We start from the raw sequence: 22,991 nt of genomic DNA on the forward strand, positions 1-22,991 counted from the left end.
CGATAACTCCCTCCCAGGGGTTACGTGCTAACGTTACGACTGGCGCTGGCGCCACATAGGTGCGAACTTAGGCTTAGCGGGCCGTTGCACCACGCGCGTAACGCGCCTTACTCTCCGCTCTCCCAGCGGCCATAAATGCCGCAAGGAAGCGTCATGCCGCTCGCCGTAATGGGCAAGCCGATCTCCCCGCAGTCGATCTGGCCGCCGAACTTGCGGCCGATCGACATCTTCAGCAGATTATTCAGGACGGTCGGCGACAGGCCCGTTGTGTAGGAGTTGATAAGAACGAACAACGGGCGATCCGACAAGATCGACGCGCAGCTCTCGAGGAACGGGAAGAGGTTCTCCTCCAGCTTCCACATCTCGCCGTTCGGTCCGCGTCCGTAGGAAGGCGGGTCCATAATAATCGCCTCATACTGGCGTCCGCGCCGCTGCTCGCGCTGCACGAACTTGAACACGTCGTCGGTAATGTATCGGATCGGCGCCGACTCCAGTCCGGACAACTGGGCGTTCTCCTTCGCCCATTGCACCATGCCCTTGGCGGCGTCGACATGGCACACGTCCGCGCCGGCCGCTGCGGAGGCGACGGTCGCTCCGCCCGTATAGGCGAACAAGTTAAGCACGCGGATCGGACGGTTGGCGCTGCGGATGCGTTCCATCATCCAGCTCCAATTCACCGCCTGCTCCGGGAACAAGCCTGTATGCTTGAAGTTGGTCGGCTTGATATGGAACTTGAGGGGGCCGTAGCCGATCGTCCAGCGCTCGGGCATATCCTTGCGGAAATCCCATTGTCCGCCGCCGGACGAGCTGCGATGATAGTGGCCGTGAACGTTCTTCCAATTTGGCGTCTCTTGCGTAAGCGGCCAAATAATTTGCGGATCGGGGCGGCGAAGGATAACGCTGCCCCAGCGTTCGAGCTTCTCGCCGTTGCCCGTGTCGATTAATTCGTAATCTTGCCAGTCGGTTGCCATTCTCATCTTGTTAGGTTACTTCCTTTTTCCCGTCTAATTGACGTTGCTGTCGGTGCTGTGTCGGACGCTAAGCTTCCGACCGGAGATCGCTTGCTTCATACGACAACCGGTATCCGAAGCCGCGCACCGTCTGAATATACATCGGTTTGGCCGGATCGGGTTCGATTTTCTTGCGGAGATTGCTAACGTGAACCATCAGCGTGCGCGTGTCGCCCATGCTGTCGGTATGCCATACGAGCCTGTACAGCTCGTTCATCGAGAACACTCGATTCGGCTGGCGTGCCATAGCTGTCAGCAGATCAAACTCTTTAACGGAGAGGCCGATCAGCTCGCCGCCGCGTCTCACCTCGCAGCGGTCCGTATCGATCTCAAGATCGCCATAACGAAGGATTCTCCGCGACTCGTCCGGAAGACGCTCCCGCGTACGGCGCCGGCGAATATGTGCATGGACTCGCGCTACCAATTGGCTTGGACTGAACGGCTTGGTTATGTAGTCATCGCCGCCTTCCGACAGGCCTAGAATAATATCGGCATCCTCGCTCTTGCAGCTGAGGAACAGGATCGGCACACTCGCGCAGCAGCCCTGACGCAGCAGTCGGCACACTTCGATGCCGTCCGGCTGACCGAGCGACACGTCCAGTATGATCAAATCAGGCGCGGAAGCCTCCGCCTGACGGATCGCATCGTCGCCGTTGTCAGCAATCAGTACGGCGAAGCCTTCTCTCTCTAAATACAGCTTGATAAGTTCCGTGATCTCTCGTTCGTCGTCTGCAACAAGAACGGAGGTTATCGGACGGTTCAACTCTTCATCCCCCGACTACCGAATTCGGTGTACATATGTACCATATTATACTTAAATCGTTGACGGGGAATCAATGCACGTTTACGATGAGGTTGTCAGTTTTTAGGAGAGCGGGAGCGATTAGAATGAACGGGCTAGGTAGCAAGTGCGGCTGCAATCGCAACGGCAGGCGGCTATGGGCGCTGCTGGCTGGGGTACTGCTGCTGTCGCTGTTCGGCTGCGCAGGCGCGGGGCAATCGCCGGAAGCCTCGGCGGAGAAGGGGATTCTCGACCTGAGGGACCGCTCTTTCCAGACGGAAGGCGTCCTGCCGCTATCAGGCGAATGGTCCTTCGTATGGTACGCCCAAGGGCACACGGAGCCGATCTATTCGACCATTGACGTGCCGAAGCTGTGGAGCGGCGTCCGGCTGGAAGACGGAACGAAGCTAAGCAGCCAAGGGAGAGGCGTGTATCGGCTTACGATTCTACACGAGCGGTATGACGGCATGCTGGCGATCCGTCTGCCGAACATATCGACCGCCTATACGCTATATGTGAACGGAGTACATAAGCTGTCGCTCGGCCAAGCCGGCAGCGGGCCGGATTCGACAAGGCCGTATCAGCTTCCGTCAACGGTCTATTTCGATGGGAGCACGGGCCGGACAGAGCTGGAGCTGATCGTGTCCAATTTCGACCACCGCAACGGCGGGGTGCGAACGGACCTAATCGTAGGAACCGACCGGCAGATTGAGAACCTCGACTTCTCTCGCCAATCGCAGGAGATGGTCGTGTTCGGCTGTCTCACTATGATTGGCTTCTATCATTTGGGACTGTTCGCGCTTCGGCGCCGAGAGACGGCGAATCTCTACTTCGCCTTGATGTGCTTCTTCGTCTCTAGCCGGATGGGTGTCATCGGAGATGGTTTGTTCTTCCACTGGATTCCTTCCCTCACGTGGACGGCAGGCACGCGAATCGAATATACGTCATTCGCGCTTAGCGCGTTATTCGGCTTCGCCTATTATAGCCGAACGTTCTTCCAAGAGATCGGCAAGCGCTGGGTCTGGCTGTCCCGTATCGCAGGCATCGTGCTTGTTGCCTGTTGCTGGACAGTGCCGGTCCTGCAAGTAAGCGCAATGATTGTCATCTATCAAATTTATGTTCTCCTCCTTAGCGCAAGAACGCTAGCGGGGCTTGTGCTGGCATTGTACCGGAAGCGGGAAGGAGCTCGTCTTGCGCTGTTTGGCGTAGCGGGGCTCGTTGTGACGATCGTGAATGATATTTTCTTCTACAACGGTTGGTGGAGATCCCTCGATCTGGCCGCGTTCGGCTTGTTGTTCTTGATCCTGTTGAATTCGTTCTCCATCTCGCTTCGGTTCTCGAGAACGTTCGTGCGATCGGAGCAGATGTCCAGTGAGCTGAAGGAATGGAACAATCTATTGGAGGAGAAAATCGCGGAGCGCACCGAGCAGTTGACCCGGTCATATGCGGAACTGGAAGAGTCGAAGGGCCGTTTGGAACGGATGGAATTGTCCCGGCGGCAGCTGGTAAGCAATATCTCGCATGATCTCCGAACGCCGATCACTTTGCTGCAGGGATATTTGGAAGCCATTCGGGACGGCGTTATTCACGACCCGAACAAGCTCGATTCGGCGATTCGGCTCATGCTGACGAAGGTCCAAGGCTTGAACAGCCTCATTCAGGATCTGTTCGATCTGTCGCTGCTGGAAGCACGCCGCGCGCCGATGGCGTTCGCGCCGATTCGGCTGGCGGATTGGCTCCGCCGGCTGGCCGAGGAATACGAGCCGGAGCTCAAGGAGAAGGGGATTGCTTTCTCTGCTAGCGGGGGAGGAGATCATCTCGAGACAAGCTTCGTCCGCATCGACGAGCATCAGATGGACCGCGTGTTAGCGAATTTGATCTACAATTCGCTCAAGCATACGCCGAGGGGGGGCAGCATCGCGCTGACGGTGACGGCAGAAGCGGGATTGCAGTCGGCGAAGGTTCAGGTCGCCGATACGGGATCGGGCATCCATCCGGACGATCTACCTCACATTTTCGAACGATTCTACCCGAATGACACAACCCGCCGTGCCTCATCGGGAGGCAGCGGGCTAGGCTTGTCCATCGCCAAAGAGATTGTGGAGATGCATGGGGGGAGATTAACGGCAGAGAACGCCGATGCCGGCGGCAGCGTTCTCACAATTCAATTGCCGCTGCTGCCGGATGGTCGCTAGGAAGGCTAATTGAAGCCGTCTTTGCTTTAGGAGCCTCTCTCCTTCAAAATGATGTTGTGCAGAAGCCCGATCGATTGCTTGCGCTGCTCCTGGCTCATATCCTGGATCAGCTTCAGAATCTCCTTGGAGTCGCGAGCTTCCTCCGACGTCTCTTGCGCTCCGTGCGTCTGATCCGGAGCGTTCCCGCCGATAATGTAATCCAGGGAGACATGGAAGAAGGAAGCTAGCTTAATAAGCGTGTCGTAGACTGGCTGTCGATTGTTAATCTCGTAATGGCTGTAAGCGGATCGCGTAATGCCGATATGGCGGGCGACTTCTTCCTGCGACAGGTTGCGCTTCAGCCGTAACTCGCGTAGGCGATCTCCCATGGTCATAGTAACGCTCTCCTTGCCACGATGGAATAATAGGAAATGCGAAAATAATCGTACGTCCGCATAAAGGCTCGCTTTTTACCTAATGTTACTTTATGATACAAAACGTATCGTTGTCAAGCGTATGTCAAGCGAATGTCAACAGAATTAATTGGAGCGATCAAACAAATGAAATACACAAACATGACGCTGCACACGGATAAGTATCAGATCAATATGATGTACGCCCATTGGCTGAACGGCTCGGACCGCGAGAAAGCGGTGTTCGAGGCTTACTTCCGCAAGCTGCCGTTCGGCAACGGCTTCGCGGTGTTCGCCGGATTGGAGCGGTTCATCCATTACGTTCAGCATTTGAAGTTCGATGAAGAGATCCTTCAATATTTGGCCGCCCAGGAGGAAGGCTACGATGCCGGCTTCCTGGAGCGGCTGCGTACATTCCGCTTCACCGGCCGCATCTGGTCGATGGAGGAAGGCGCGATCGTCTTCGCGAACGAGCCGCTGGTACGCGTAGAAGCGAACGTCTTCGAAGCGCACCTGCTCGAGACCGCGCTTCTCAACTTCGTCAATTACCAGACGCTCATCGCGACGAAGGCAGCCCGGATCCGGCTTGTCGCTCCGGACGAGACGCTTCTCGAGTTCGGCACGCGGCGAGCGCAAGAGGCCGACGCCGCAGTGTGGGGGGCGCGAGCTTCTTATATTGCGGGCTTCGACGCCACCTCCAACCTGCGCGCCGGCATGCTGTTCGGCATCCCGACCTCGGGCACGCATGCCCATGCCTGGGTGCAGCATCATGAGACAGAGCTGGAATCCTTCGAGAGATTTGCGAAGGCGCTCCCGAATCAAGTAACGCTGCTCGTGGACACATACGATACGTTGCGGAGCGGCGTGCCCAATGCGATTAAAGTCGCGAAGCGGATGGAGGCGGCAGGCAATCGAATGAGGGCGATCCGGCTGGACAGCGGCGATCTCGCCTACTTGTCCAAGCAGGCGCGCCGGATGCTCGACGAGGCGGGGCTTGATTATGTGAAGATCGTCGCCTCGAACGATCTCGACGAGAACATTATTATGAACCTGAAGGCGGAAGGCGCGCGCATTGACAGCTGGGGCGTCGGCACGCAGCTGATCACAGCGGCCGACCAGCCGGCGCTTGGCGGCGTGTACAAGCTGGTCGCCCGCGAGCAGAACGGCAAGTGGGAGCCGGTCATCAAGATCTCCGCTAATCCGGAGAAGGTGTCGACGCCGGGGGCGAAGGACGTCTACCGCATCGTCGATCGTAAGAGCGGCAGGGCTAAGGCAGACTACGTCGCGCTGACCGGGGAGGAAGAGGTGAAGGCGGGAGAGCCGATCGAGCTGTTCGATCCGGTGCATCCGTACATCCACGAGATGGCCGAGGATTACGACGCCATCCCCATGCTGAAGCCGATCTTCCGGGAAGGCGAGCTGATCTACGAGTTGCCGGATCTGGATGCGATGCGTGAGCTCCACCGCAAGCAGCTGGGACTGTTCTGGCCGGAGCATCTCCGCAAGCTGAACCCCGAGCGCTATCCCGTCGATCTTAGCGTTCAGGCATGGCAGCAGAAGATGGACCTGATTCGCAAATACAAATTCAAATAAGCGGTATTCGACTCGCATAAAACGCTCGCCGCGTGGCAAACTTCCATCAGATTCCAATTCAATTGGCAAATGCGGGAGGACCTATGAGCGAATCCGAGTCGAAGCAAGACCATACGTTAACGAACCGGCAAGGGCATCCGATTACCGACAACCAAAGCATACGGACGGTGGGCAGCCGCGGACCGTCGACGCTGGAGAACTATGATTTCTTGGAGAAAATCACGCACTTCGACCGCGAGCGGACGCCGGAGCGTGTCGTTCATGCGCGAGGCGCCGGCGCGCACGGTGTATTTGAAGCCTACGGCAAAGTTGGCGGCGAACCGGTATCCAAGTATACTCGCGCGAAGCTCTTCCAAGAGAAGGGCAAGACGACGCCGGTGTTCGTCCGCTTCTCGACTGTCATCGGCGGTACCGGCTCCCCGGAGACGCTGCGCGATCCGCGCGGCTTCGCGGTCAAGTTCTATACGGAGGATGGCAACTGGGACCTCGTCGGTAACAACCTGAAGATCTTCTTCATCCGCGATGCGATGAAGTTCCCGGACATGGTCCATGCGTTCAAGAACGATCCGGTGACGAACCTCCCGGATATGGAGCGGTTCTTCGACTTCGTCTCCAATTCCCCCGAGGCGCTGCACATGATCACGTTCATCTTCTCTCCGTGGGGCATTCCGGCGAACTATCGGCAGATGCAGGGCTCCGGCGTCAACACGTACAAGTGGGTGAATGACAAAGGCGAAGGCGTGCTCGTCAAGTACCACTGGGAGCCGCTGAAGCAGGGGATCAAGAACTTGACGCAGCGCGAAGCGGATGAGATTCAGGCCACGAACTTCAACCATGCGACGCAGGATTTGTACGAGGCGATCGAACGGGGCGATTATCCGGAGTGGGAGCTGTGCGTGCAAATTATGAGCGACGACGACCATCCGGAGCTCGACTTTGACCCGCTCGATGCGACGAAGCTGTGGCCTACGGACAAGTTTCCCTTTCTCCCTGTCGGGAAAATGACGCTGAATCGCAATCCGACGAATTATTTCGCGGAAGTGGAACAATCGGCGTTCGGCACCGGTGTGCTCGTCGACGGGCTCGACTTCTCCGACGACAAACTGCTCCAGGGCCGCACATTCTCGTATTCCGACACGCAGCGTTACCGCGTCGGCGCGAACTACTTGCAGCTGCCGATCAACGCGCCGAATACGCCGGTCGCGACGAATCAAGAAGGCGGACAGATGCTGTACAAGGTCGACCGTCCCGACCCTCACGTGAACTATGAGCCTTCGACGATCGGCGGGCTCGATGAAGCGCCGAAGAAGGCGAAGGACCATGAGCCGTATGTGCAAGGCAACGTCGTTCGGCAGAAGATTGAGCGGCAGAACGATTACAAGCAGGCCGGCGAGCGGTACCGGCTGTTCGAGGATTGGGAGCGGGAGGAACTGATCTCGAACCTTGTGGGCAACCTGAGCACCTGTCGCAAGAAGATCCAGGATGACATGGTGAGCCACCTGACACAGTGCGACCCCGATTACGGCGAACGGGTGCGCAAGGGGCTGGAGGCGGCGATGGCTGGCATGAAGGCGGGCGGGAAGGATGGCATGGAAGCCGGCGGCGAGCTCGGCGTCATGCACCCTGGCGCTGCGGATGTTGCTGCGCAGAAGGGGCATCCGGCCGAGCCTTATTGAGCTGTATGGGCGCGAGCGAGCGCTGCATTGAGGCTTGAGGAACGAGAGTGAAGGCTGATTAGCGGCATCAAATGCGAACCGCCGGGCGGCGGAACGCATGCTCTTGCTGTTGAGGAGTTGCTTCAAAAGTGTGCCGGCACGATCGCGCTGATGTCGACAAAGGAAGTAACCGATGTCACCGATCAGATCACCTTCGTCGTCCACGACTCGCAGTTCCACACTTCCGTCGCCACGTCGCGGTAGAATTCAGGCTCGTGGCTGATGAGCAGGACGCTGCCCTTATACGCCTGCAGCGCGCGCTTCAGCTCATCCTTCGCATCGACGTCCAAATGGTTCGTCGGTTCGTCGAGAACGAGCAGGTTCGTCTCGCGATTGATGAGCTTGCACAGGCGGACCTTCGCCTTCTCGCCGCCGCTCAGCACCGCGATCTTGCTCTCGATATGCTTCGTCGTCAAGCCGCACTTGGCGAGCGCGGCGCGCACTTCGAACTGGGTAAGCCCAGGGAATTCGTTCCAGACGGCTTCGATGCAAGTGAGGTCGTTCTGCGCATTCGACTCCTGCTCGAAGTAGCCGACGAACTGGTTGTCGCCGCGCTCGATCTCGCCGGCAAGCGCCGGGATCTCGCCTAAGATGCTGCGCAGCAGGGTCGTCTTGCCGATGCCGTTCGCGCCGACGAGCGCGATCTTCTGCCCGCGCTCCATCTTCAGATCGAGAGGGCGGGAGAGCGGCTCCTCGTATCCGATGACGAGACCGCGCGTCTCGAAGATGAGCCGGCTGGAGGTGCGGGCTTCCTTGAACCGGAACTCCGGCTTCGGCTTCTCCTTCGCCAGCTCGATCAGCTCCATGCTGTCGAGCTTCTTCTGGCGCGACATCGCCATGTTGCGGGTCGAGACGCGCGCCTTGTTGCGGGCGACGAAGTCCTTCAAGTCGGCGATCTCCTGCTGCTGCCGCTTGTAGGCGGATTCAAGCTGCGACTGCTTCGCTTCGAATTGCTGAACGAACGTATCGTAATCGCCGACATAACGCGTCAACTGCTGGTTGTGCATGTGGTAGATCAGGTTGACGACGCTGTTCAGGAACGGAATGTCGTGGGAGACAAGGATAAACGCGTTCTCGTACCCCTGCAGATAACGCTTGAGCCACTCGATATGCGATTCGTCGAGATAGTTCGTCGGCTCGTCGAGCAGCAGAATGTCCGGCTTCTCCAGCAGCAGCTTGGCGAGCAGAATCTTCGTCCGCTGGCCGCCGCTCAGGTCGTTGACGTCGCGGTCAAGCCCGATGTCCGCCAGCCCGAGACCGCGGGCGATCTCATCGACTTTGGCGTCGATCAGGTAGAAGTCGTTCGCATTCAGCAAATCTTGTATTGTGCCGACCTCCTCCAGCAACTGCTCCAGCTCCTCAGGCGACACCTCGCCCATACGCCCATACATCTCGTTCATCTCGGCTTCCGCGTCCATCAAATATTGGAACGCGCCCTTCAGCACATCGCGAATCGTCATGCCCTTCTGCAGCGCCGAATGCTGGTCGAGATAGCCGACACGCACCTTGCGCGCCCATTCAACCTTGCCGGCGTCCGGCTCCAGCTTGCCCATGATGATGTTCATGAACGTCGACTTGCCTTCGCCGTTCGCGCCGACAAGACCGACGTGCTCGCCCTTCAGCAGGCGGAACGATACATCGTTCATGATCGCCCGATCGCCGAAGCCGTGACTCAAATTCGTAACCGTCATTATGCTCATTGTGCAGACACCTTTTCAACTTTATTTTCGAAAATCGACATTCTTACATTATAGTGCGGGCAGGCCGCCTAGCTCAATGGGCAAAAGGCAAAACAGCCTTACGTTTCGCGCCGCAAGGATGTATAATCGTGGGAGTATCGCCATCCGTTGGCGTCAGCATTGGAACAAGAGAGGAACACGGCATGAGATGGATCGACTTGTCACGGCCTATCTATAGTGGAATGCCGGCCTATCCCGGCGATCCGGAAGTGTCGATCGAAGTCGCGCATACGTACGCGGAGCATACATGGGAGCTGCGGCGGATGACGCTCGGCACGCATGCCGGCACGCACGTGGACGCGCCGTCTCATATGCACCCGGGCGCCGCGTCGCTGGATGAGCTGCCGGTGGAGCGCTTCTGCGGCAAAGCGAGAGTCGTGCGTGCCGACGCGCCGGATGAATGGCCGCCGAACAGAGGGCTGTTCTTCGCGGAGACAGCCGGCATAGAGTGCGCGGCCCGGCTGAAGGAGCTTGCGCCGCCGTTCGTCGGAGGCGGGCTGTCGGAGGAGCTGGAGCGTGCGCTGCTTGGTCATGGCATCATCACATTTACGGATTTGGTTGAATTGGAGCGGATTCCGCCAGGTGTTGACTTTATGTTCTTCGGATTTCCGCTTCGGATCGCGGGAGGAGACGGCTCGCCGGTGCGGGCGGTGGCTCTGCTGGAGGAGGAAGGAGAGAGGTGATCTGTTGTGAAGATGGCAGGTGTTACGCTGCTTGCAAGCGATCTGACAATCTTAAAGCGGTTCTACCGAGATCGACTGGAGCTGCCGGTCTTGTCGGAAGAGGAGCATGCCTTCACGATCACGGCGGGGGCGACCAAGCTGACGTTTAGCCAGGCGGAAGCCGGCGCGCAGCCTTATTATCACTTCGCGTTTAACGTATCGACATCGCGGATGGACAGCGCTGTCCGCTGGCTGGGGGCGCAGGGAATCGAGGTCTTTACCGAGGAAGGAAGCGCGGTCGTGCATTCCGAACGCTGGAATTCGGACCAAGTCTATTTCCACGATCCAGCGGGCAATATCGTGGAGTTGATCGTTCGCCATACGCTGCCCGGCGAGACGGAGGAAGACTATCATCCGCGGCATGTGCTAAACGTCAGCGAAGTCGGCCTTCCGGCTGACGACGTGCCTGAGCTGGCGGGGCTGCTGACGGGAAGACTAGAGGAAGGCGTCTATCTAAGCGGGACCGATACGTTCACGCCGATCGGTGACGAGGAAGGCTTGCTGATCCTGGTGAGAACGGGGCGGATCTGGTTCGGATCGGACCGGCAAGCGGCGGTTTATCCGGTTCGAATCGAGTTGGAGCGGGAAGGAATGGCCGAGCTGCAGCTTCTGTCTTATCCCTATTATCTGAGAACCGGCACAGTGAATTCTTAAGGTAATATTTTGGAGGAATATCCACTCATGAACGAACAGCGCGTCATTTTGAGAAGCTCGCGGCCCGTCACGGTCGGCAGCTTAATAGAAGATTTGCGGCGATTGGGCGTTCAAGCCGGCGACTCGCTGATCGTTCATTCGTCGCTCAGCAAGCTCGGCTGGGTGTGCGGAGGACCGGTCGCGGTCGTCCAAGCGTTGATGGAGACGGTCACGCCGGAAGGCAATCTGGTCATGCCGACGCATTCCGGCGATTATTCGGAGCCGTCTAAGTGGATGATGCCGCCGGTGCCGGAATCGTGGTGGGACGCCATCCGGGAGACGATGCCGGCGTTTGACCCGAAGACGACGCCGAGCCGCGGCATGGGGGCGATTCCGGAATGCTTCCGCACGTTCGAAGGCGTGCGGCGGAGCAGCCACCCCGCATTGTCGTTCGCGGCGTGGGGGAAGGATGCCGAATGGATCGTCAGCGGCCATTCGCTCGAATACGGCCTCGGCGAACAGTCGCCGCTCGCGCGGCTGTACGATCTGGACGGCAAAGTGCTGCTGCTCGGCGTCGCTTATGACAGCAACACGTCGTTCCACTTGGCCGAGAACCGCGTGCCGAACCCGCCGCACACTTGGGAGGGCGCGCCGATCCTCGAGAACGGCAAGCGGGAGTGGCGCAAGTATCGGGAAGTCGCCTTCGATACCGATCGGTTCGACGAGCTCGGCGAAGATTTCGAAGCGGCTTGCGAAGTAACGAAGGGCGCTGTCGGCGTGGCGGAATCCCGCTTGTTCCGGCAGCGGGCCGCCGTCGATTACGCGGCGGACTGGCTTGCCAAGCATCCTCCCGGGCGGGAAGAATATTAATCTGCGTTCTCTAAGGAGAGGTAAACCATGAAGGATAGAGGCTACTACAATACGCTCATTCTTGTATCGGCCGATTGCCCCGTAGAGCGCGGCATCGTGCCGACAAGCGGCAAAGCCGGCAAGTCTGCTCATCTGATTCAATACGAGCTGCTGACGGAGCGGCCTTACTTCTACACGTACGATGAATTGCTGTATGAGGTGCATGTGCGGCATAAGGGCATTCCGGATGACGAGCTGAAGGCGCGCGGGGTCGAGATCCGCAGCGAGCTGTTCGCGAAGCCGCATCCATGCATGCGCGCCTCGATGCTGCCGAAGAAGTACGGCTGGGGCGCGCACTTCGATGCGCAAGGGCGGATCGCCCTGTATGGCAAGGAGTCGCCGGAATACCAGACTTGGATCGAAGCTTCCGGATCGGATGCTCCAGCGCTCATTCCTGCGATGCGGAACAAGCGGGGGTAGGCCGCTGGCTGGGGCCTTCTAAATACGTTCCCAACACCAATAACCTCTCTGTGATGCGGAAGCATGCCAGAGAGGTTTTTTTGATAATGAGATTATTTGACGCTGATCTTGTTCAACAGGCCGATGAGCTGCTGTTTGGTTTCCGCTTTCTTATCCTTCATAGACCAATTGATAATAAGTATCGTCCGATTTGCCGTTCGAATGACGGCGTAATACTCGTTATGGGTTCCAGTTATCCCTGAAGCGGCGGTTCCGTTATCGGCGTCTAACGTATAGAGGCTGCACTCGCCTAGCGGGATGTCAAACGATTCCTCATCGATAATGGAGCTATGGTTTGGTTTGAACTGCGCGAAATCGAAGTCCTTCGCAACGTCGATCGCCGATATATAGCCTATGTACACATCATTGTCGTTGTAAATGTCAGCATGCTTATCGCTTATAACTTGAATGCGCCACTTCTCGGGCCAAGAGAAAGTTAAAGAGGATACAACCGGTGCATCGACACGGCTATTACTCTCGGGTTGGCGATCAGACGAAGCGAAGGAACTAGCGCAGCCAGCAAGAGAGACAAGTAGCATAGCGATGATCATCAATCTTAGTAAGAGATTAATCGGATATCACCTCCGTCTTCAACATAGACGTTCAAATTTAAGAAAAGTTGTTCTAAGCTATCGGTTTGAAAAAAATAGTATTCAAAAACAAACAAAGATATTATAATAAAAACAAACAAAAACAAAAATAAAACCAATCATCCGGAGGTCAAGGTCATGGTGCAAAGCTTGTGGGATTCATCGAAGGCATCTCAGCTGCAGGGCGACTTGGATCTGCTCGTGTACCGCTCGAACATCATTGGGGCGGATCGGCGCGTCTGCAACTGGGGCGGCGGCAATACGTCCAGCAAGACGATCGTCAAGGATTTTCGCGGCCGTGACGTGGAAGTAATGTACGTGAAGGGCAGCGGTTCGGACTTAGCGACGATGAAGGCGGCGGGCTTCACCGGCCTGCGCATGGACGATATCCGTCCGCTATTCGAGCGCAGCGAGATGTCGGACGAAGAGATGGTCGCGTATCTCGCGAACTGCATGATCGATGCCAAGCATCCGCGCGCGTCGATCGAGACGCTGCTGCATGCTTTTCTTCCATTTAAGCATGTGGACCATACCCATCCGGATGCGATCATCAGCCTTTGCTGCGCCGACAACGGCAAGGCGATGGCGAAGGAGATTTTCGGAGACCGGTTCGTGTGGGTTCCTTATATTCGTCCGGGATTTGCCTTGTCGAAAATGATCGCGGAAGGCGTGCTCGCCAATCCGAAGGCGGAGCTCGTGCTCATGGAGAAGCACGGCCTGGTGACGTGGGGCGAGACGGCGGAGGAAGCGTATGCGCAGACGATCAAGATCATTAGCGAGGCGGAGGCATTCATCGAGGCTCGCGTGAATGAAGCGAAGCTGTTCGGCGGCGCGAAGCATGCGGCGCTGCCAGGCGACACTCGCCGCGCGATCGCGGCCGAAGTAATGCCGGTCGTCCGCGGCGCCGTCAGCGACGCGAAGCGGATGATCCTCACGTTCGACGATTCCGAAGACGTGCTCGCGTTCGTGAACGGCGCGAACTCGCCGCAGCTGTCGCAGGTCGGCGCCGCTTGTCCGGACCACCTCGTGCACACGAAGGTGGTGCCGCTGTTCGTCGATTGGACGCCGAACGCGGACGACGCCGAAGGGCTGAAGGCTGCGCTCACGTCCGGCATCGCCGCGTACAAAGAGCAGTATGCCGCCTACTTCGAGCGCAACAAGAACGAAGGCGACGTTATGTTCGAGGCTGCGCCGCGCGTCATTCTTATCCCCGGCGTCGGCATGATCAACACAGGCAAGAGCTGGGCGAACGCGCAGGTGAGCGGCGCGCTGTACCATCGCGCGATCGCCGTCATGCGCGGCGCGACCGCTCTTGGCGAATTCGTCTCGCTCAGCGAGAACGAATCGTACAACGTCGAGTATTGGCCGCTTGAGCTCTACAAGCTGTCGCTCGCGCCGCCGGAAGCGGAATTCTCCCGCCAGGTCGCGTTCATCACGGGCGGAGCCGGCGGCATCGGCAGCGAGACGGCGCGTCGTCTCGTCTCCGAAGGCGCGCACGTCGTGCTCGCCGACTTGAACCTCGAAGGCGCAGAGAAGGTGGCCGCCGAGATTAACGCCAAGTATGGCGACAATCGCGCGCTTGCCGTTAGAATGGATGTAACAAGCGAGGAAGCGATTCAGGCCGCCTACGCGCTAACCGCGCTCACGTACGGCGGTGTCGACATCATCGTTAACAACGCCGGCCTCGCGACCTCCAGCCCGTTCGACGAGACATCGCTGAAGGAATGGAACCTGAACATGAACGTGCTCGGCACGGGCTACTTCCTCGTCGCCCGCGAAGCGTTCAAACTGATGAAGGCGCAGGAGATCGGCGGCAGCATGGTATTCATCGGTTCGAAGAACTCCGTGTACGCGGGCAAGAATGTCACCGCCTACAGCTCCGCCAAGGCGCTGGAAGCGCATCTGGCGCGCTGCATCGCGGCGGAAGGCGGCGAATACGGCATCCGCGTCAACACGATTCTGCCGGACGCGATTCTGCAAGGCTCCGCGATCTGGAACAGCAATTGGCGGAACGAACGCGCGGCCGCTTACGGCATCGAGCCGGACCAACTGGAGGAGTATTACCGCAAGCGCACGACGCTGCTCGTGAACATCTATCCGCGCGATATTGCGGAAGGCGTGGCGTTCTTCGCCTCCTCGAAGGCGGCGAAGACGACCGGCTGTATGCTGACGATCGACGGCGGCGTGCCGGCGGCGTTCACCCGTTAAGAGAGGAGAGGAACCAAGATGCGGCCAGCCATTGGCGAGAGGCATTGGATCATTCCCGACGGCTATATTCCGCCGACGAGCGCGGGAACGCTGACGAGCCACGAGTCGGTCTGCGTGCTTAACGTATCTTCCGAGGAAGCGAAGCTTCGCTTCTCGATCTACTTCGAGGATCGGGAGCCGCTGGAGGATATTCCCTTCGTTGTGCCGCCAAGGCGAACGAAGCATATTCGCACTTCATCGCTGAACAAGGAGGGGACGCCGATTCCACCCGGCATTCCCTATGCGATCGAAGTGCGCAGCGACATTCCGGTCATCGTGCAGTATAGCCGATTGGATGCGACGCAAGCCGAGAACGCGCTCATGTCCGTCGTTGCTTATCCGATCAAATAAGGCGAAGAGGAGGCACCATCCATGTCATCCCCAATCGAACGCAGCTATAACGAAGCCAAGGAGCTATATGCGAAGCACGGTATCGACGTCGATCAAGCGCTTCGGAAGCTGGAGAAGGTCAAAATATCGATTCATTGCTGGCAAGGTGACGATGTACGCGGGTTTCTGAACCGCGAGCAGGAGCTGACCGGCGGCATCTCGGTGACGGGCAACTATCCGGGGGCCGCGCGGACGCCGGACGAATTGCGCGCTGATCTTGAGAAAGCGCTGTCACTAATCCCGGGCAAGCACAAGGTCAATCTTCACGCGATCTATGCGGACACGGACGAGAGAGTGGAGCTGGACGCGCTGGAGCCGAGACATTACGCGAAGTGGGTGGAGTGGGCCAAGGAGCAGGGGCTCGGCCTCGACTTCAACCCAACCTGCTTCTCGCACGAGAAGTCGGCGGACGGCTTCACGCTCAGCCACCCGGACCCGGCCATTCGGCAGTTCTGGATCGGCCATTGCAAGGCGTCGCGCAAGATCGGCGCCTACTTCGGCGAGCAGCTCGGCCAGACCTGCGTCACCAACGTCTGGATTCCGGACGGCTTCAAGGACACGCCGTTCGATCGGTTAGCGCCGCGCAAGCGGCTGAAGGAGGCGCTCGACGAAGTGTTCGCGGAGGAGCTGAACCCTGCGCACAATCTCGACGCAGTCGAGAGCAAGCTGTTCGGGCTCGGCGCCGAGGCTTACACGGTCGGCTCACACGAATTCTACATGGGCTATGGTCTGCAGCATAATAAGCTGATCTGCCTCGACGCCGGACATTTCCACCCGACGGAAGTGATCTCGAACAAGCTGAGCGCGCTCTCGCTCTTCGCGGAGGGCATCCTGCTGCACGTCAGCCGGCCCGTTCGCTGGGACAGCGATCATGTCGTCACACTCGACGACGAGCTGCTCGACATCGGACGCGAGCTCGTTCGCGGCGATCTGCTGGCCAAGACGCATATCGGCCTTGACTTCTTCGACGCGAGCATCAACCGCGTCGCGGCATGGGTGATCGGCACGCGCAACACGATCAAGGCGCTGCTCCGCGCGATGCTGGAGCCGTCCGCTGCGCTTCGCCAAGCCGAACTCGAAGGCGACTACACGACGCGACTCGCGCTGTCGGAGGAGATGAAGACCTATCCGTTCGGCGCAGTATGGGATTATTACTGCGAGCGCCAAGGCGTACCGGTTCGCGAGGGCTGGCTTGGCGAAGTGAAGGTGTACGAGCAAGAAGTATTGCTGAAGCGCGGAGGTTAATCGCCTATGTCCAGCATTCTCGCGTATGACCTTGGCGCCGGCAGCGGAAGGGCCGTCGTTGGGCGGCTGAACGGCAATCGCATCGAGACGGAGGAGCTGCACCGCTTCGCCAACGATCCGGTGCAGGTGGGCGATCGACTGCATTGGGACATTCTGCGGCTCTATCACGAACTGAAGCAGGGATTGCTCAAAGCGAAGCATCAAGGCATTGAAGTCGCCAGCATGGGAATTGACTCGTGGGCGGTCGACTTCGGGATGATCGGAGCGAACGGCGAGCTCCTCGGCAATCCGTACCATTATCGCGACCGCCATACAGACGGCGCCATGGAACGGCTGCTGGCCGAGGTGTCGCCGGCGAGCATTTTCGACCGAACGGGCATTCAGTTCCTGCCGTTTAATTCGATCTTCCAGCTCTATGCCCTTAAGAAGGCCAGATCTCCTCTCCTGCGGGAGGCGCAGCGCTTCCTGATGATTCCGGACCTGCTCCGCTACTTCATGACCGGAGAGATGGCGAGCGAATTCACGAACGCGACGACGACGCAGCTGTACAATCCGATCGACAAGCAATGGGATTCCCAGCTGCTGAAGTGGATCGGCGTCTCGGAATCGCTGTTCGGGCCGATTGTCCAGCCAGGCGTGCTGGCCGGTGAACTGAGGCCGTCACTGATGGAAGAGCTTGGCGTTCCCGCGATTCCCGTCTATGCGGTCGCTGAGCACGATACCGGTTCGGCCGTGGCGGCAGTCCCGGCGCTTCATCGCAGCTTCGCGTATTTGAGCTGCGGCACGTGGTCGCTCATGGGCACCGAGGTGGATCGTCCGGTCATCACCGAGCAAGCCCGCGAGCTGAACTTCACGAACGAAGGCGGCGTGAACGGCACGTTCCGGCTGCTGAAGAACATTATGGGCCTGTGGGTTCTGAGCGAGACGAGGCGCGAGTGGGAGCGGGAAGGCCGGATATATTCGTTCCCGGAGCTGATCGCGCTGGCTTCTCAAGCGCCCGCGTTCGCGACCTACATCGATCCGGACGATGATCTGTTCTTGCCGCCCGGCAATATGCCGGAGCGAATCCGGAGCTTCTGCGAACGCACCGGGCAGAAGGCGCCGTCGGAGCCTGGCGAACTCGTCCGCTGCATCCTAGAGAGCCTTGCTCTAAAATATCGTTACGTGCTAGAGTTGACGGAGCAATTGTCCGGACAGAGATTTGACGGCCTGCATATGGTTGGCGGCGGCGTGCAGAATACGCTTCTGTGCCAATGGACGGCCAACGCGCTAGGGCGCCCCGTGTGGGCAGGACCAGCGGAAGCGAGCGCGATCGGCAACTTGGCGGTGCAATGGATTGCCCGGGGCGAGCTCGCCGACATCTGGGAAGCGCGGCGCGTCATTCAGGGCTCGTTCCCGATATCCGTCTATGAGCCGCAGGACGTCGAGCAATGGGAGAACGCCTATGGGGAATACCTGCGCAAGACGGGGTTGTCCAAGGCGTGACGCGTATGCAGGTAACGATTGGGAGTGATATAGCGAAGAGATGCGCTATATCGAACGGCCATTGCGAGTTGGCTGCAAGCGCGCTTAAGCGCGATGGACGATATTGACAGTATAGGTGCCAGGAGAGAGGTTAGGAAGGTATGCTGGTAGCGGAGCGGTATGAGAGAATCGTGCAATGGGTGAATGAGCGGGGGAGCATGCGCGTCTCCGAGTTGAGCGAATTGTGCCAGGTGACGGAGGAGACGATCCGCCGCGACCTGGACCGTCTGGAGATGGCTGGACGTCTGCGCCGGTCGCACGGCGGCGCCGTGAGTATTAAGGATCAGCCGCAGCAGCCGGAGATTCCGTATGCGGAGCGTGAGATTACGCATGCGGAGGAGAAGCGGCGAATCGCTGAGGAAGCAGTCAACCGGATCGTACCGAAGGATCGCATTCTCCTTGACGCCAGCTCTACTGCTTGGTATATGGCGGCATGCATGCCGGATATCCCGCTGACCGTGCTGACGAATTCGATTAAGGTTGCGGCGGAGCTCGCGTCCAAAGAGAAGATCGAGGTGATCTCGACCGGCGGCATTCTCGCGCAGCGCTCGCTATCGTTCGTCGGGCCGCTGGCCGAACGTTCCCTCGATGCTTACCACGTCGACAAGGCGTTTCTGTCCTGCAAAGGCATACATCTCGAGCGGGGAGTCAGCGAGTCCAACGAACTGCAAGCCCGGATCAAGAATCGAATGGTCGGCATGGCCGATCAAGTCATTCTGCTGGCCGATTCGAGCAAGTTCGGCGTGCAGGCGTTCACGCACGTGGCGGAGCTGGGCGACATCGATGCGATTATTACCGACAAGCGGCTCGGAGCGGATATGCTTCGGCAACTGGCGGAACGTTCCATTGACGTGACAACCGTCTAAGCGGAAGGCCGGCGAATGACCTGCTTGAATGAATGAGGCTTTATTGAATTGATGAATCCTAGAGATTTGTGACTGGATTCACATACATTTTCGAAGATGTGCGCTACGATGATTCTGTCCATTGATATGACTTGAATGGAGGAATCATGGTGAGAACACATGTGATGGAAGCGATCGTGCCCCATAGCTCTGACGAGGCCATGCAGTTATTAGACCGATTGATGCAGGCGATCGATCGGCTCAAGGCGGAGCACTCCCGTCTAAGCATAGCTTTGAAGAGACTATATTCCGACACGTGCGCTGTACGCGGAGAAGAGAATAGTTATGCGATTAATCAATTGATGATTCGGCTTCGTTCAACCGTTCGGCAATTTAAGTCACAGCTGGCATCGCATTCGCGTTGGGAAGAGTCGGAGCTGATCCCGCTCGCGGTCTGGTACTTCGGCAACGATATGGACGTGTTCACGTTAATGGAGCAAGAGCATGTGCTGGCGGAGCACTATATTGACGCCTTCCTCATGCAGGTGGACCAGCCGCCGGAACGCCCGATCGATCATGTGGAAGCGCAGCGGCTCGCCTCCTATCTGCTGCAAGCGTACGCGATTCTCACAAATCACTTCAAAGAGGAAGAAGATATGCTAGACGCGTTCGCAGACCAATCGAACGGGTATGGGTTCTGACGGAAAGTATGCCACTATCCCTATCGTTCAGAATAAGCCTGCCGAATGGCCTGGAGATGGCATTCTGACGGAAGGGGATAGTGGCACAACCTCGCAAGAAACACTATTAACCTGGTAGGGGGCTGCTCGGCGAATGAAAGTCTCCTTGTTCATTACTTGCTTAAGCGATGCGATCTACCCGAGGGTCGGAGAGGCGATGGTCCGCCTGCTCGCCCGGCACGGCATTCGGCTGGAATTCCCGGAGATTCAGACTTGCTGCGGGCAGCCGGCATTTAACAGCGGCTATTGGGATGCAGCCCGGGAGTCGGCGGCGACGATCCTGCGAGCATTCGACGACAGCGACTTCGTCATCTCGCCGTCCGGCTCGTGCACCGGCATGATCCATCATTATCCGAAGCTGTTCGAGCACGACTCCGTTCTGCTGGAGAAGGCTCGCAAGCTGCAGGCGAAGTCGTACGAATTCACGCAATTTCTCGTGAACGTGCTCGGGGTCGCCGATATCGGCGCCACCTTCCCGCACAAGGTAACTTACCATCCGTCCTGCCACGGCAGCCGTCTTCTCGGCGTGAAGGACGAACCGATGACGCTGCTGGACAACGTGAAGGAACTGGAGCTCGTGCCGCTGCCGTTCGCGGAGGATTGCTGCGGGTTCGGCGGTACGTTCGCGGTCAAGATGGCGGACATCTCCGCCGCGATGGTCTCGGAGAAGGCCGACCATGTGAAGGAGACGGAGGCGGAGGTGCTCGTTGGGCTGGATATGGCCTGCCTGATGAACATCGGAGGCAACCTGCGGTACCGCAATGAACCGGTGCGTGTCATGCATCTGGCCGAATTGCTGGCGGAAGGGGCTGGGCTGCTATGAGTGCGAAGGCTGAGGCAAGAACAGTTAAAGCAAGGGCGGAGCTGGCACTCAACGACGACTTCCTGCGCAAGGCGGTGAAGTTCACGACCGAGCGGCTTCGCAGCGGCAAGAAGAACGCGTCGAGCGAGCAGGGCAACTGGGAAGATTGGCGCGAGAGAGGGCGGCAGATTCGGCTTCATACGATCGCGAACCTCGACTACTATTTGAATCTGTTCGCGAACAACGCGAGGGCGAATGGCGTACAGGTGCATTTCGCGGATACAGGCGCGGAGGCGGTCCAGATCGCAATGGAGATCGCGGAGCGCAAACGGGCGAAGACGGTCGTGAAGTCGAAGTCGATGGTATCCGAGGAGCTTCATATGAACAGCGCCTTGGAACGCATGGGCATCGAGACGATCGAGACCGACCTTGGCGAATATATTATTCAGCTTGCGGGCGAGACGCCGTCTCACATCATTATCCCGGCGATCCATAAGAACCGTTACCAGATCGCCGACGTGCTGTCCAAGGTCGCGGGCGAACAGCTCGAAGCCGATACGACGGTGCTGGCTGGCTTCGTGCGCAAGAAGCTGCGCGAGAACTTCCTCGAGGCGGACATCGGCATGACCGGCTGCAACTTCGCGATCGCCGAGACGGGATCGATGGTGCTTTTCGAAAATGAGGGCAATGCCCGCATGGTGACGACGCTCCCCAAGACGCAGATTACGCTCATGGGCATGGAGCGGATCATCCCATCGTTCGAGGATCTGGAAGTGATGGCGACGCTGCTGCCGCGCTCGGCGACCGGCCAGCGGATCACGATGTACATGTCGGCGATTACCGGGCCGCGCCGGGAGGCGGACGCGGACGGTCCCGAAGAGATGCACATCATCATCATCGACAACGGCCGTTCGCTTCAGCTTGGCGATCCCGAGTTCCAGGAGCTGCTCAACTGCATCCGCTGCGGCGCGTGTCTGAATGCCTGCCCGGTGTACCGCCATATCGGCGGGCACGCCTACGGAGGCACGTACAGCGGGCCGATCGGCGCCGTGCTGACGCCGGCCCTGAACAAGAACGTCGCGGAGTGGGACGATATCGCGAACGCGTCCAGCCTGTGCGGAGCATGCTACGAGGCATGCCCGGTGAAGATCCCGCTGCACGAGATGCTGGTCTACCTGCGCCGCCGCAAGGTGGAGCAGGGACATGGCAACAAGGCGGAGAATGCGGGTATGAAGGGCTTCGGAACGGTGATGAGAAGCGCGAAGCGATACTCGGCTGCGGTACGCATGGGCCAGCTCGGCCAGAAGCTTGTCGTGCGGGGCGGAGAGATTCGCTCGAAGCTGGGGCCGCTGAAGGGGTGGAATAGCGTGCGCGTCTTGCCGAGCTTGCCGAAGCAGTCGTTCCGGCAGCGGTTCAAGACGCTGGACGAGGAGATCCGAGCCGGCCTCCAGGAGATGAGCCCGGATGTTCGATCGCGCATGGAAGAAGCGCTGAAGCGGCAGCGAGACGAGAAGCCGGAGCAAGGAGGTCATGGGCATGGCTGATGCGGAGCGGGAACGGCTTAGGCAAACGGATGACATTCAGCATACGGAAGCGGCTCAAATCGAATCGGCGCAAACCGAATCGGCGGGAAAGGAAGCAGCGCACCGGCAATGGCTGAAGCGCCTAGAGGAGCAGTCTCGCGCGAAGCAGGAAGCGTTCATGGCCGGCATCGCGGGCCGGCTGAAGCGGCCGCGCGTGATGGAAGCGCCAGTCCATCCATTCCGCGGAGCGCCGGACTTCTGGCGCGGCTTCGAGCTGTTCCCGGAGGAGCGGGTCGCGCGCTTCTCCGAGCATTGGCGCAGCGTTGGCGGGCATGTCGCCCGGCTGCCGGATCTTGGCGCCGTCCGCAGCTTCATCGCGGAGAAGGCCGCTGAGATGGGCGCGAAGATCGTCCTTCGGCAGAACGAGCCGGAGCTGGCAGCGCTAGGACTCGAAGAGGCGCTGCCGGATGCCGAGGTGTCCGTCTGGAATGAAGACGGCGGCACCGACTGGAAGGCGCGCGCGGCGGAGGCCGACTTCGGTGTCGTCATGGCGGACCATGCGGCTGCCCACACAGGGACCGTGGCTGTGCTCTCCTCGAAGGACAAAGGCCGCTCGGTGTCGCTGCTGCCGACGGCGCTCTTCATCATTCTGCCGGCGGAGCGCATCCGGACGCGGCTTGGCGAGGTGCTGACGGAGCTCGATCAGGCAGGACGCGAGCGCTTGCCGGCAGGCGTTCACTTCATCTCGGGACCGAGCCGATCGTCCGACATCGAGAACGATCTGACGATCGGCGTGCACGGGCCAGGAATCGTCTATGCCCTAATCGTCGGCTAAGCTTGCGGCCAACGATGTCAGCCATCTTGACGTCTGAGGCGCTTTGCGCGATGGGACGAACACCAACCGTCAACTTTGTTGACGGTTTTTTTACGTACATTT

General features: G+C 58.9%; 20 protein-coding genes and 1 pseudogene. 16 read left to right on the plus strand and 5 right to left on the minus strand.

Translation table 11 applies throughout. From position 1 onward, the window contains the following. Window positions 1-107 precede the first annotated feature (107 nt). A complete protein-coding gene (locus tag H4Q31_RS04460) occupies window positions 108-977 on the minus strand; it encodes a class I SAM-dependent methyltransferase (RefSeq protein ID WP_185177867.1) in 870 nt (289 codons plus the stop codon). 61 nt (window positions 978-1,038) lie between these two features. Further along, the gene (locus H4Q31_RS04465; protein WP_185177868.1) at window positions 1,039-1,773 is read right to left on the minus strand and encodes a response regulator; all 735 of its coding nucleotides are present in this window, start codon (window positions 1,771-1,773) and stop codon (window positions 1,039-1,041) included. A gap of 125 nt (window positions 1,774-1,898) precedes the next feature. Here H4Q31_RS04465 and H4Q31_RS04470 point away from each other — a divergent pair, with 125 nt between their 5' ends. Beyond that, complete coding sequence (locus tag H4Q31_RS04470; protein WP_185177869.1) at window positions 1,899-3,986, plus strand: sensor histidine kinase; 2,088 nt, start codon at window positions 1,899-1,901, stop codon at window positions 3,984-3,986. A gap of 26 nt (window positions 3,987-4,012) precedes the next feature. On the opposite strand, the gene H4Q31_RS04475 is transcribed toward H4Q31_RS04470, so the two are convergent. Further along, entirely contained in the window at window positions 4,013-4,360 is a 348-nt protein-coding gene (locus H4Q31_RS04475) for a helix-turn-helix domain-containing protein (protein ID WP_185177870.1), read from the minus strand. A gap of 165 nt (window positions 4,361-4,525) precedes the next feature. Here H4Q31_RS04475 and H4Q31_RS04480 point away from each other — a divergent pair, with 165 nt between their 5' ends. Further along, complete coding sequence (locus tag H4Q31_RS04480) at window positions 4,526-5,971, plus strand: nicotinate phosphoribosyltransferase (protein ID WP_185177871.1); 1,446 nt, start codon at window positions 4,526-4,528, stop codon at window positions 5,969-5,971. An 83-nt stretch (window positions 5,972-6,054) separates the two neighbouring features. Next, window positions 6,055-7,521: pseudogene (locus H4Q31_RS04485) on the plus strand (catalase); the annotation flags it as partial. A gap of 308 nt (window positions 7,522-7,829) precedes the next feature. Here H4Q31_RS04485 and H4Q31_RS04490 read toward each other — a convergent pair. Then, complete coding sequence (locus H4Q31_RS04490) at window positions 7,830-9,386, minus strand: ABC-F family ATP-binding cassette domain-containing protein (protein WP_185177873.1); 1,557 nt, start codon at window positions 9,384-9,386, stop codon at window positions 7,830-7,832. 128 nt (window positions 9,387-9,514) lie between these two features. Between H4Q31_RS04490 and H4Q31_RS04495 the strand changes: the two genes are divergently transcribed. Genes H4Q31_RS04495 through H4Q31_RS04510 form a run of 4 tightly spaced genes read left to right on the plus strand, consistent with a single transcriptional unit; the run spans window position 9,515 to window position 12,109 of the window. Then, entirely contained in the window at window positions 9,515-10,108 is a 594-nt protein-coding gene (locus tag H4Q31_RS04495; RefSeq protein ID WP_311771684.1) for a cyclase family protein, read from the plus strand. Window positions 10,109-10,120: 12 nt separating this feature from the next. After that, a complete protein-coding gene (locus H4Q31_RS04500) occupies window positions 10,121-10,801 on the plus strand; it encodes a VOC family protein (protein ID WP_245347231.1) in 681 nt (226 codons plus the stop codon). 27 nt (window positions 10,802-10,828) lie between these two features. Beyond that, window positions 10,829-11,650 carry an AAC(3) family N-acetyltransferase gene (locus H4Q31_RS04505; RefSeq protein ID WP_185177875.1) on the plus strand — a complete coding sequence of 274 codons (822 nt, stop codon included), beginning with the start codon at window positions 10,829-10,831 and terminating at the stop codon, window positions 11,648-11,650. Window positions 11,651-11,677: 27 nt separating this feature from the next. Beyond that, on the plus strand, window positions 11,678-12,109 hold the full coding sequence (locus H4Q31_RS04510; RefSeq protein ID WP_185177876.1) for a DUF6157 family protein: 432 nt from the start codon (window positions 11,678-11,680) through the stop codon (window positions 12,107-12,109). Window positions 12,110-12,201: 92 nt separating this feature from the next. On the opposite strand, the gene H4Q31_RS04515 is transcribed toward H4Q31_RS04510, so the two are convergent. Next, window positions 12,202-12,699 carry a hypothetical protein gene (locus H4Q31_RS04515; RefSeq protein WP_185177877.1) on the minus strand — a complete coding sequence of 166 codons (498 nt, stop codon included), beginning with the start codon at window positions 12,697-12,699 and terminating at the stop codon, window positions 12,202-12,204. 177 nt (window positions 12,700-12,876) lie between these two features. Here H4Q31_RS04515 and H4Q31_RS04520 point away from each other — a divergent pair, with 177 nt between their 5' ends. The 9 genes from H4Q31_RS04520 to H4Q31_RS04560 all read left to right on the plus strand — a co-directional run bounded on the left by H4Q31_RS04520 (window position 12,877) and on the right by H4Q31_RS04560 (window position 22,889). Continuing rightward, window positions 12,877-14,946 (plus strand): bifunctional aldolase/short-chain dehydrogenase, encoded by a 2,070-nt coding sequence (locus H4Q31_RS04520; RefSeq protein ID WP_185177878.1) that lies wholly within the window; start codon window positions 12,877-12,879, stop codon window positions 14,944-14,946. Window positions 14,947-14,964: 18 nt separating this feature from the next. After that, window positions 14,965-15,336 carry a sensory rhodopsin transducer gene (locus H4Q31_RS04525; protein WP_185177879.1) on the plus strand — a complete coding sequence of 124 codons (372 nt, stop codon included), beginning with the start codon at window positions 14,965-14,967 and terminating at the stop codon, window positions 15,334-15,336. A 21-nt stretch (window positions 15,337-15,357) separates the two neighbouring features. Then, the gene (gene rhaA / locus H4Q31_RS04530; RefSeq protein ID WP_185177880.1) at window positions 15,358-16,620 is read left to right on the plus strand and encodes an L-rhamnose isomerase; all 1,263 of its coding nucleotides are present in this window, start codon (window positions 15,358-15,360) and stop codon (window positions 16,618-16,620) included. Window positions 16,621-16,626: 6 nt separating this feature from the next. Further along, window positions 16,627-18,105, plus strand: a complete 1,479-nt coding sequence (locus H4Q31_RS04535; protein WP_185177881.1) for a rhamnulokinase — start codon at window positions 16,627-16,629, stop codon at window positions 18,103-18,105. Between the two features lie 140 nt (window positions 18,106-18,245). After that, window positions 18,246-19,010 (plus strand): DeoR/GlpR family DNA-binding transcription regulator, encoded by a 765-nt coding sequence (locus H4Q31_RS04540; RefSeq protein ID WP_185177882.1) that lies wholly within the window; start codon window positions 18,246-18,248, stop codon window positions 19,008-19,010. A gap of 149 nt (window positions 19,011-19,159) precedes the next feature. Next, window positions 19,160-19,690 carry a hemerythrin domain-containing protein gene (locus H4Q31_RS04545; RefSeq protein WP_185177883.1) on the plus strand — a complete coding sequence of 177 codons (531 nt, stop codon included), beginning with the start codon at window positions 19,160-19,162 and terminating at the stop codon, window positions 19,688-19,690. 133 nt (window positions 19,691-19,823) lie between these two features. After that, window positions 19,824-20,552 carry a (Fe-S)-binding protein gene (locus H4Q31_RS04550; RefSeq protein ID WP_185177884.1) on the plus strand — a complete coding sequence of 243 codons (729 nt, stop codon included), beginning with the start codon at window positions 19,824-19,826 and terminating at the stop codon, window positions 20,550-20,552. Beyond that, window positions 20,549-22,075 carry a LutB/LldF family L-lactate oxidation iron-sulfur protein gene (locus tag H4Q31_RS04555; RefSeq protein ID WP_185177885.1) on the plus strand — a complete coding sequence of 509 codons (1,527 nt, stop codon included), beginning with the start codon at window positions 20,549-20,551 and terminating at the stop codon, window positions 22,073-22,075. The genes H4Q31_RS04550 and H4Q31_RS04555 overlap by 4 nt, the downstream gene beginning before the upstream one ends. A gap of 58 nt (window positions 22,076-22,133) precedes the next feature. Next, on the plus strand, window positions 22,134-22,889 hold the full coding sequence (locus H4Q31_RS04560) for a LutC/YkgG family protein (RefSeq protein WP_376698212.1): 756 nt from the start codon (window positions 22,134-22,136) through the stop codon (window positions 22,887-22,889). Window positions 22,890-22,991 lie beyond the last annotated feature (102 nt).

Source organism: Cohnella lubricantis (assembly GCF_014212015.1).
Classification (GTDB): Bacteria; Bacillota; Bacilli; order Paenibacillales; family Paenibacillaceae; genus Cohnella; species Cohnella lubricantis.

What these genes read in the sequence shown, in the direction of transcription:
- H4Q31_RS04505 (WP_185177875.1), top strand. Translation starts at nt 10,829, where the DNA reads ATGAACGAACAGCGCGTCATTTTGAGAAGCTCGCGGCCCGTCACGGTC.
- H4Q31_RS04510 (WP_185177876.1), top strand. Translation starts at nt 11,678, where the DNA reads ATGAAGGATAGAGGCTACTACAATACGCTCATTCTTGTATCGGCCGAT.
- H4Q31_RS04500 (WP_245347231.1), top strand. Translation starts at nt 10,121, where the DNA reads ATGGCAGGTGTTACGCTGCTTGCAAGCGATCTGACAATCTTAAAGCGG.
- H4Q31_RS04515 (WP_185177877.1), bottom strand. Translation starts at nt 12,699, where the DNA reads ATGATCATCGCTATGCTACTTGTCTCTCTTGCTGGCTGCGCTAGTTCC.
- H4Q31_RS04480 (WP_185177871.1), top strand. Translation starts at nt 4,526, where the DNA reads ATGAAATACACAAACATGACGCTGCACACGGATAAGTATCAGATCAAT.
- H4Q31_RS04490 (WP_185177873.1), bottom strand. Translation starts at nt 9,386, where the DNA reads ATGAGCATAATGACGGTTACGAATTTGAGTCACGGCTTCGGCGATCGG.
- H4Q31_RS04555 (WP_185177885.1), top strand. Translation starts at nt 20,549, where the DNA reads ATGAGTGCGAAGGCTGAGGCAAGAACAGTTAAAGCAAGGGCGGAGCTG.
- H4Q31_RS04520 (WP_185177878.1), top strand. Translation starts at nt 12,877, where the DNA reads ATGGTGCAAAGCTTGTGGGATTCATCGAAGGCATCTCAGCTGCAGGGC.
- H4Q31_RS04525 (WP_185177879.1), top strand. Translation starts at nt 14,965, where the DNA reads ATGCGGCCAGCCATTGGCGAGAGGCATTGGATCATTCCCGACGGCTAT.
- H4Q31_RS04540 (WP_185177882.1), top strand. Translation starts at nt 18,246, where the DNA reads ATGCTGGTAGCGGAGCGGTATGAGAGAATCGTGCAATGGGTGAATGAG.
- H4Q31_RS04535 (WP_185177881.1), top strand. Translation starts at nt 16,627, where the DNA reads ATGTCCAGCATTCTCGCGTATGACCTTGGCGCCGGCAGCGGAAGGGCC.
- rhaA (WP_185177880.1), top strand. Translation starts at nt 15,358, where the DNA reads ATGTCATCCCCAATCGAACGCAGCTATAACGAAGCCAAGGAGCTATAT.
- H4Q31_RS04475 (WP_185177870.1), bottom strand. Translation starts at nt 4,360, where the DNA reads ATGACCATGGGAGATCGCCTACGCGAGTTACGGCTGAAGCGCAACCTG.
- H4Q31_RS04550 (WP_185177884.1), top strand. Translation starts at nt 19,824, where the DNA reads ATGAAAGTCTCCTTGTTCATTACTTGCTTAAGCGATGCGATCTACCCG.
- H4Q31_RS04470 (WP_185177869.1), top strand. Translation starts at nt 1,899, where the DNA reads ATGAACGGGCTAGGTAGCAAGTGCGGCTGCAATCGCAACGGCAGGCGG.
- H4Q31_RS04460 (WP_185177867.1), bottom strand. Translation starts at nt 977, where the DNA reads ATGAGAATGGCAACCGACTGGCAAGATTACGAATTAATCGACACGGGC.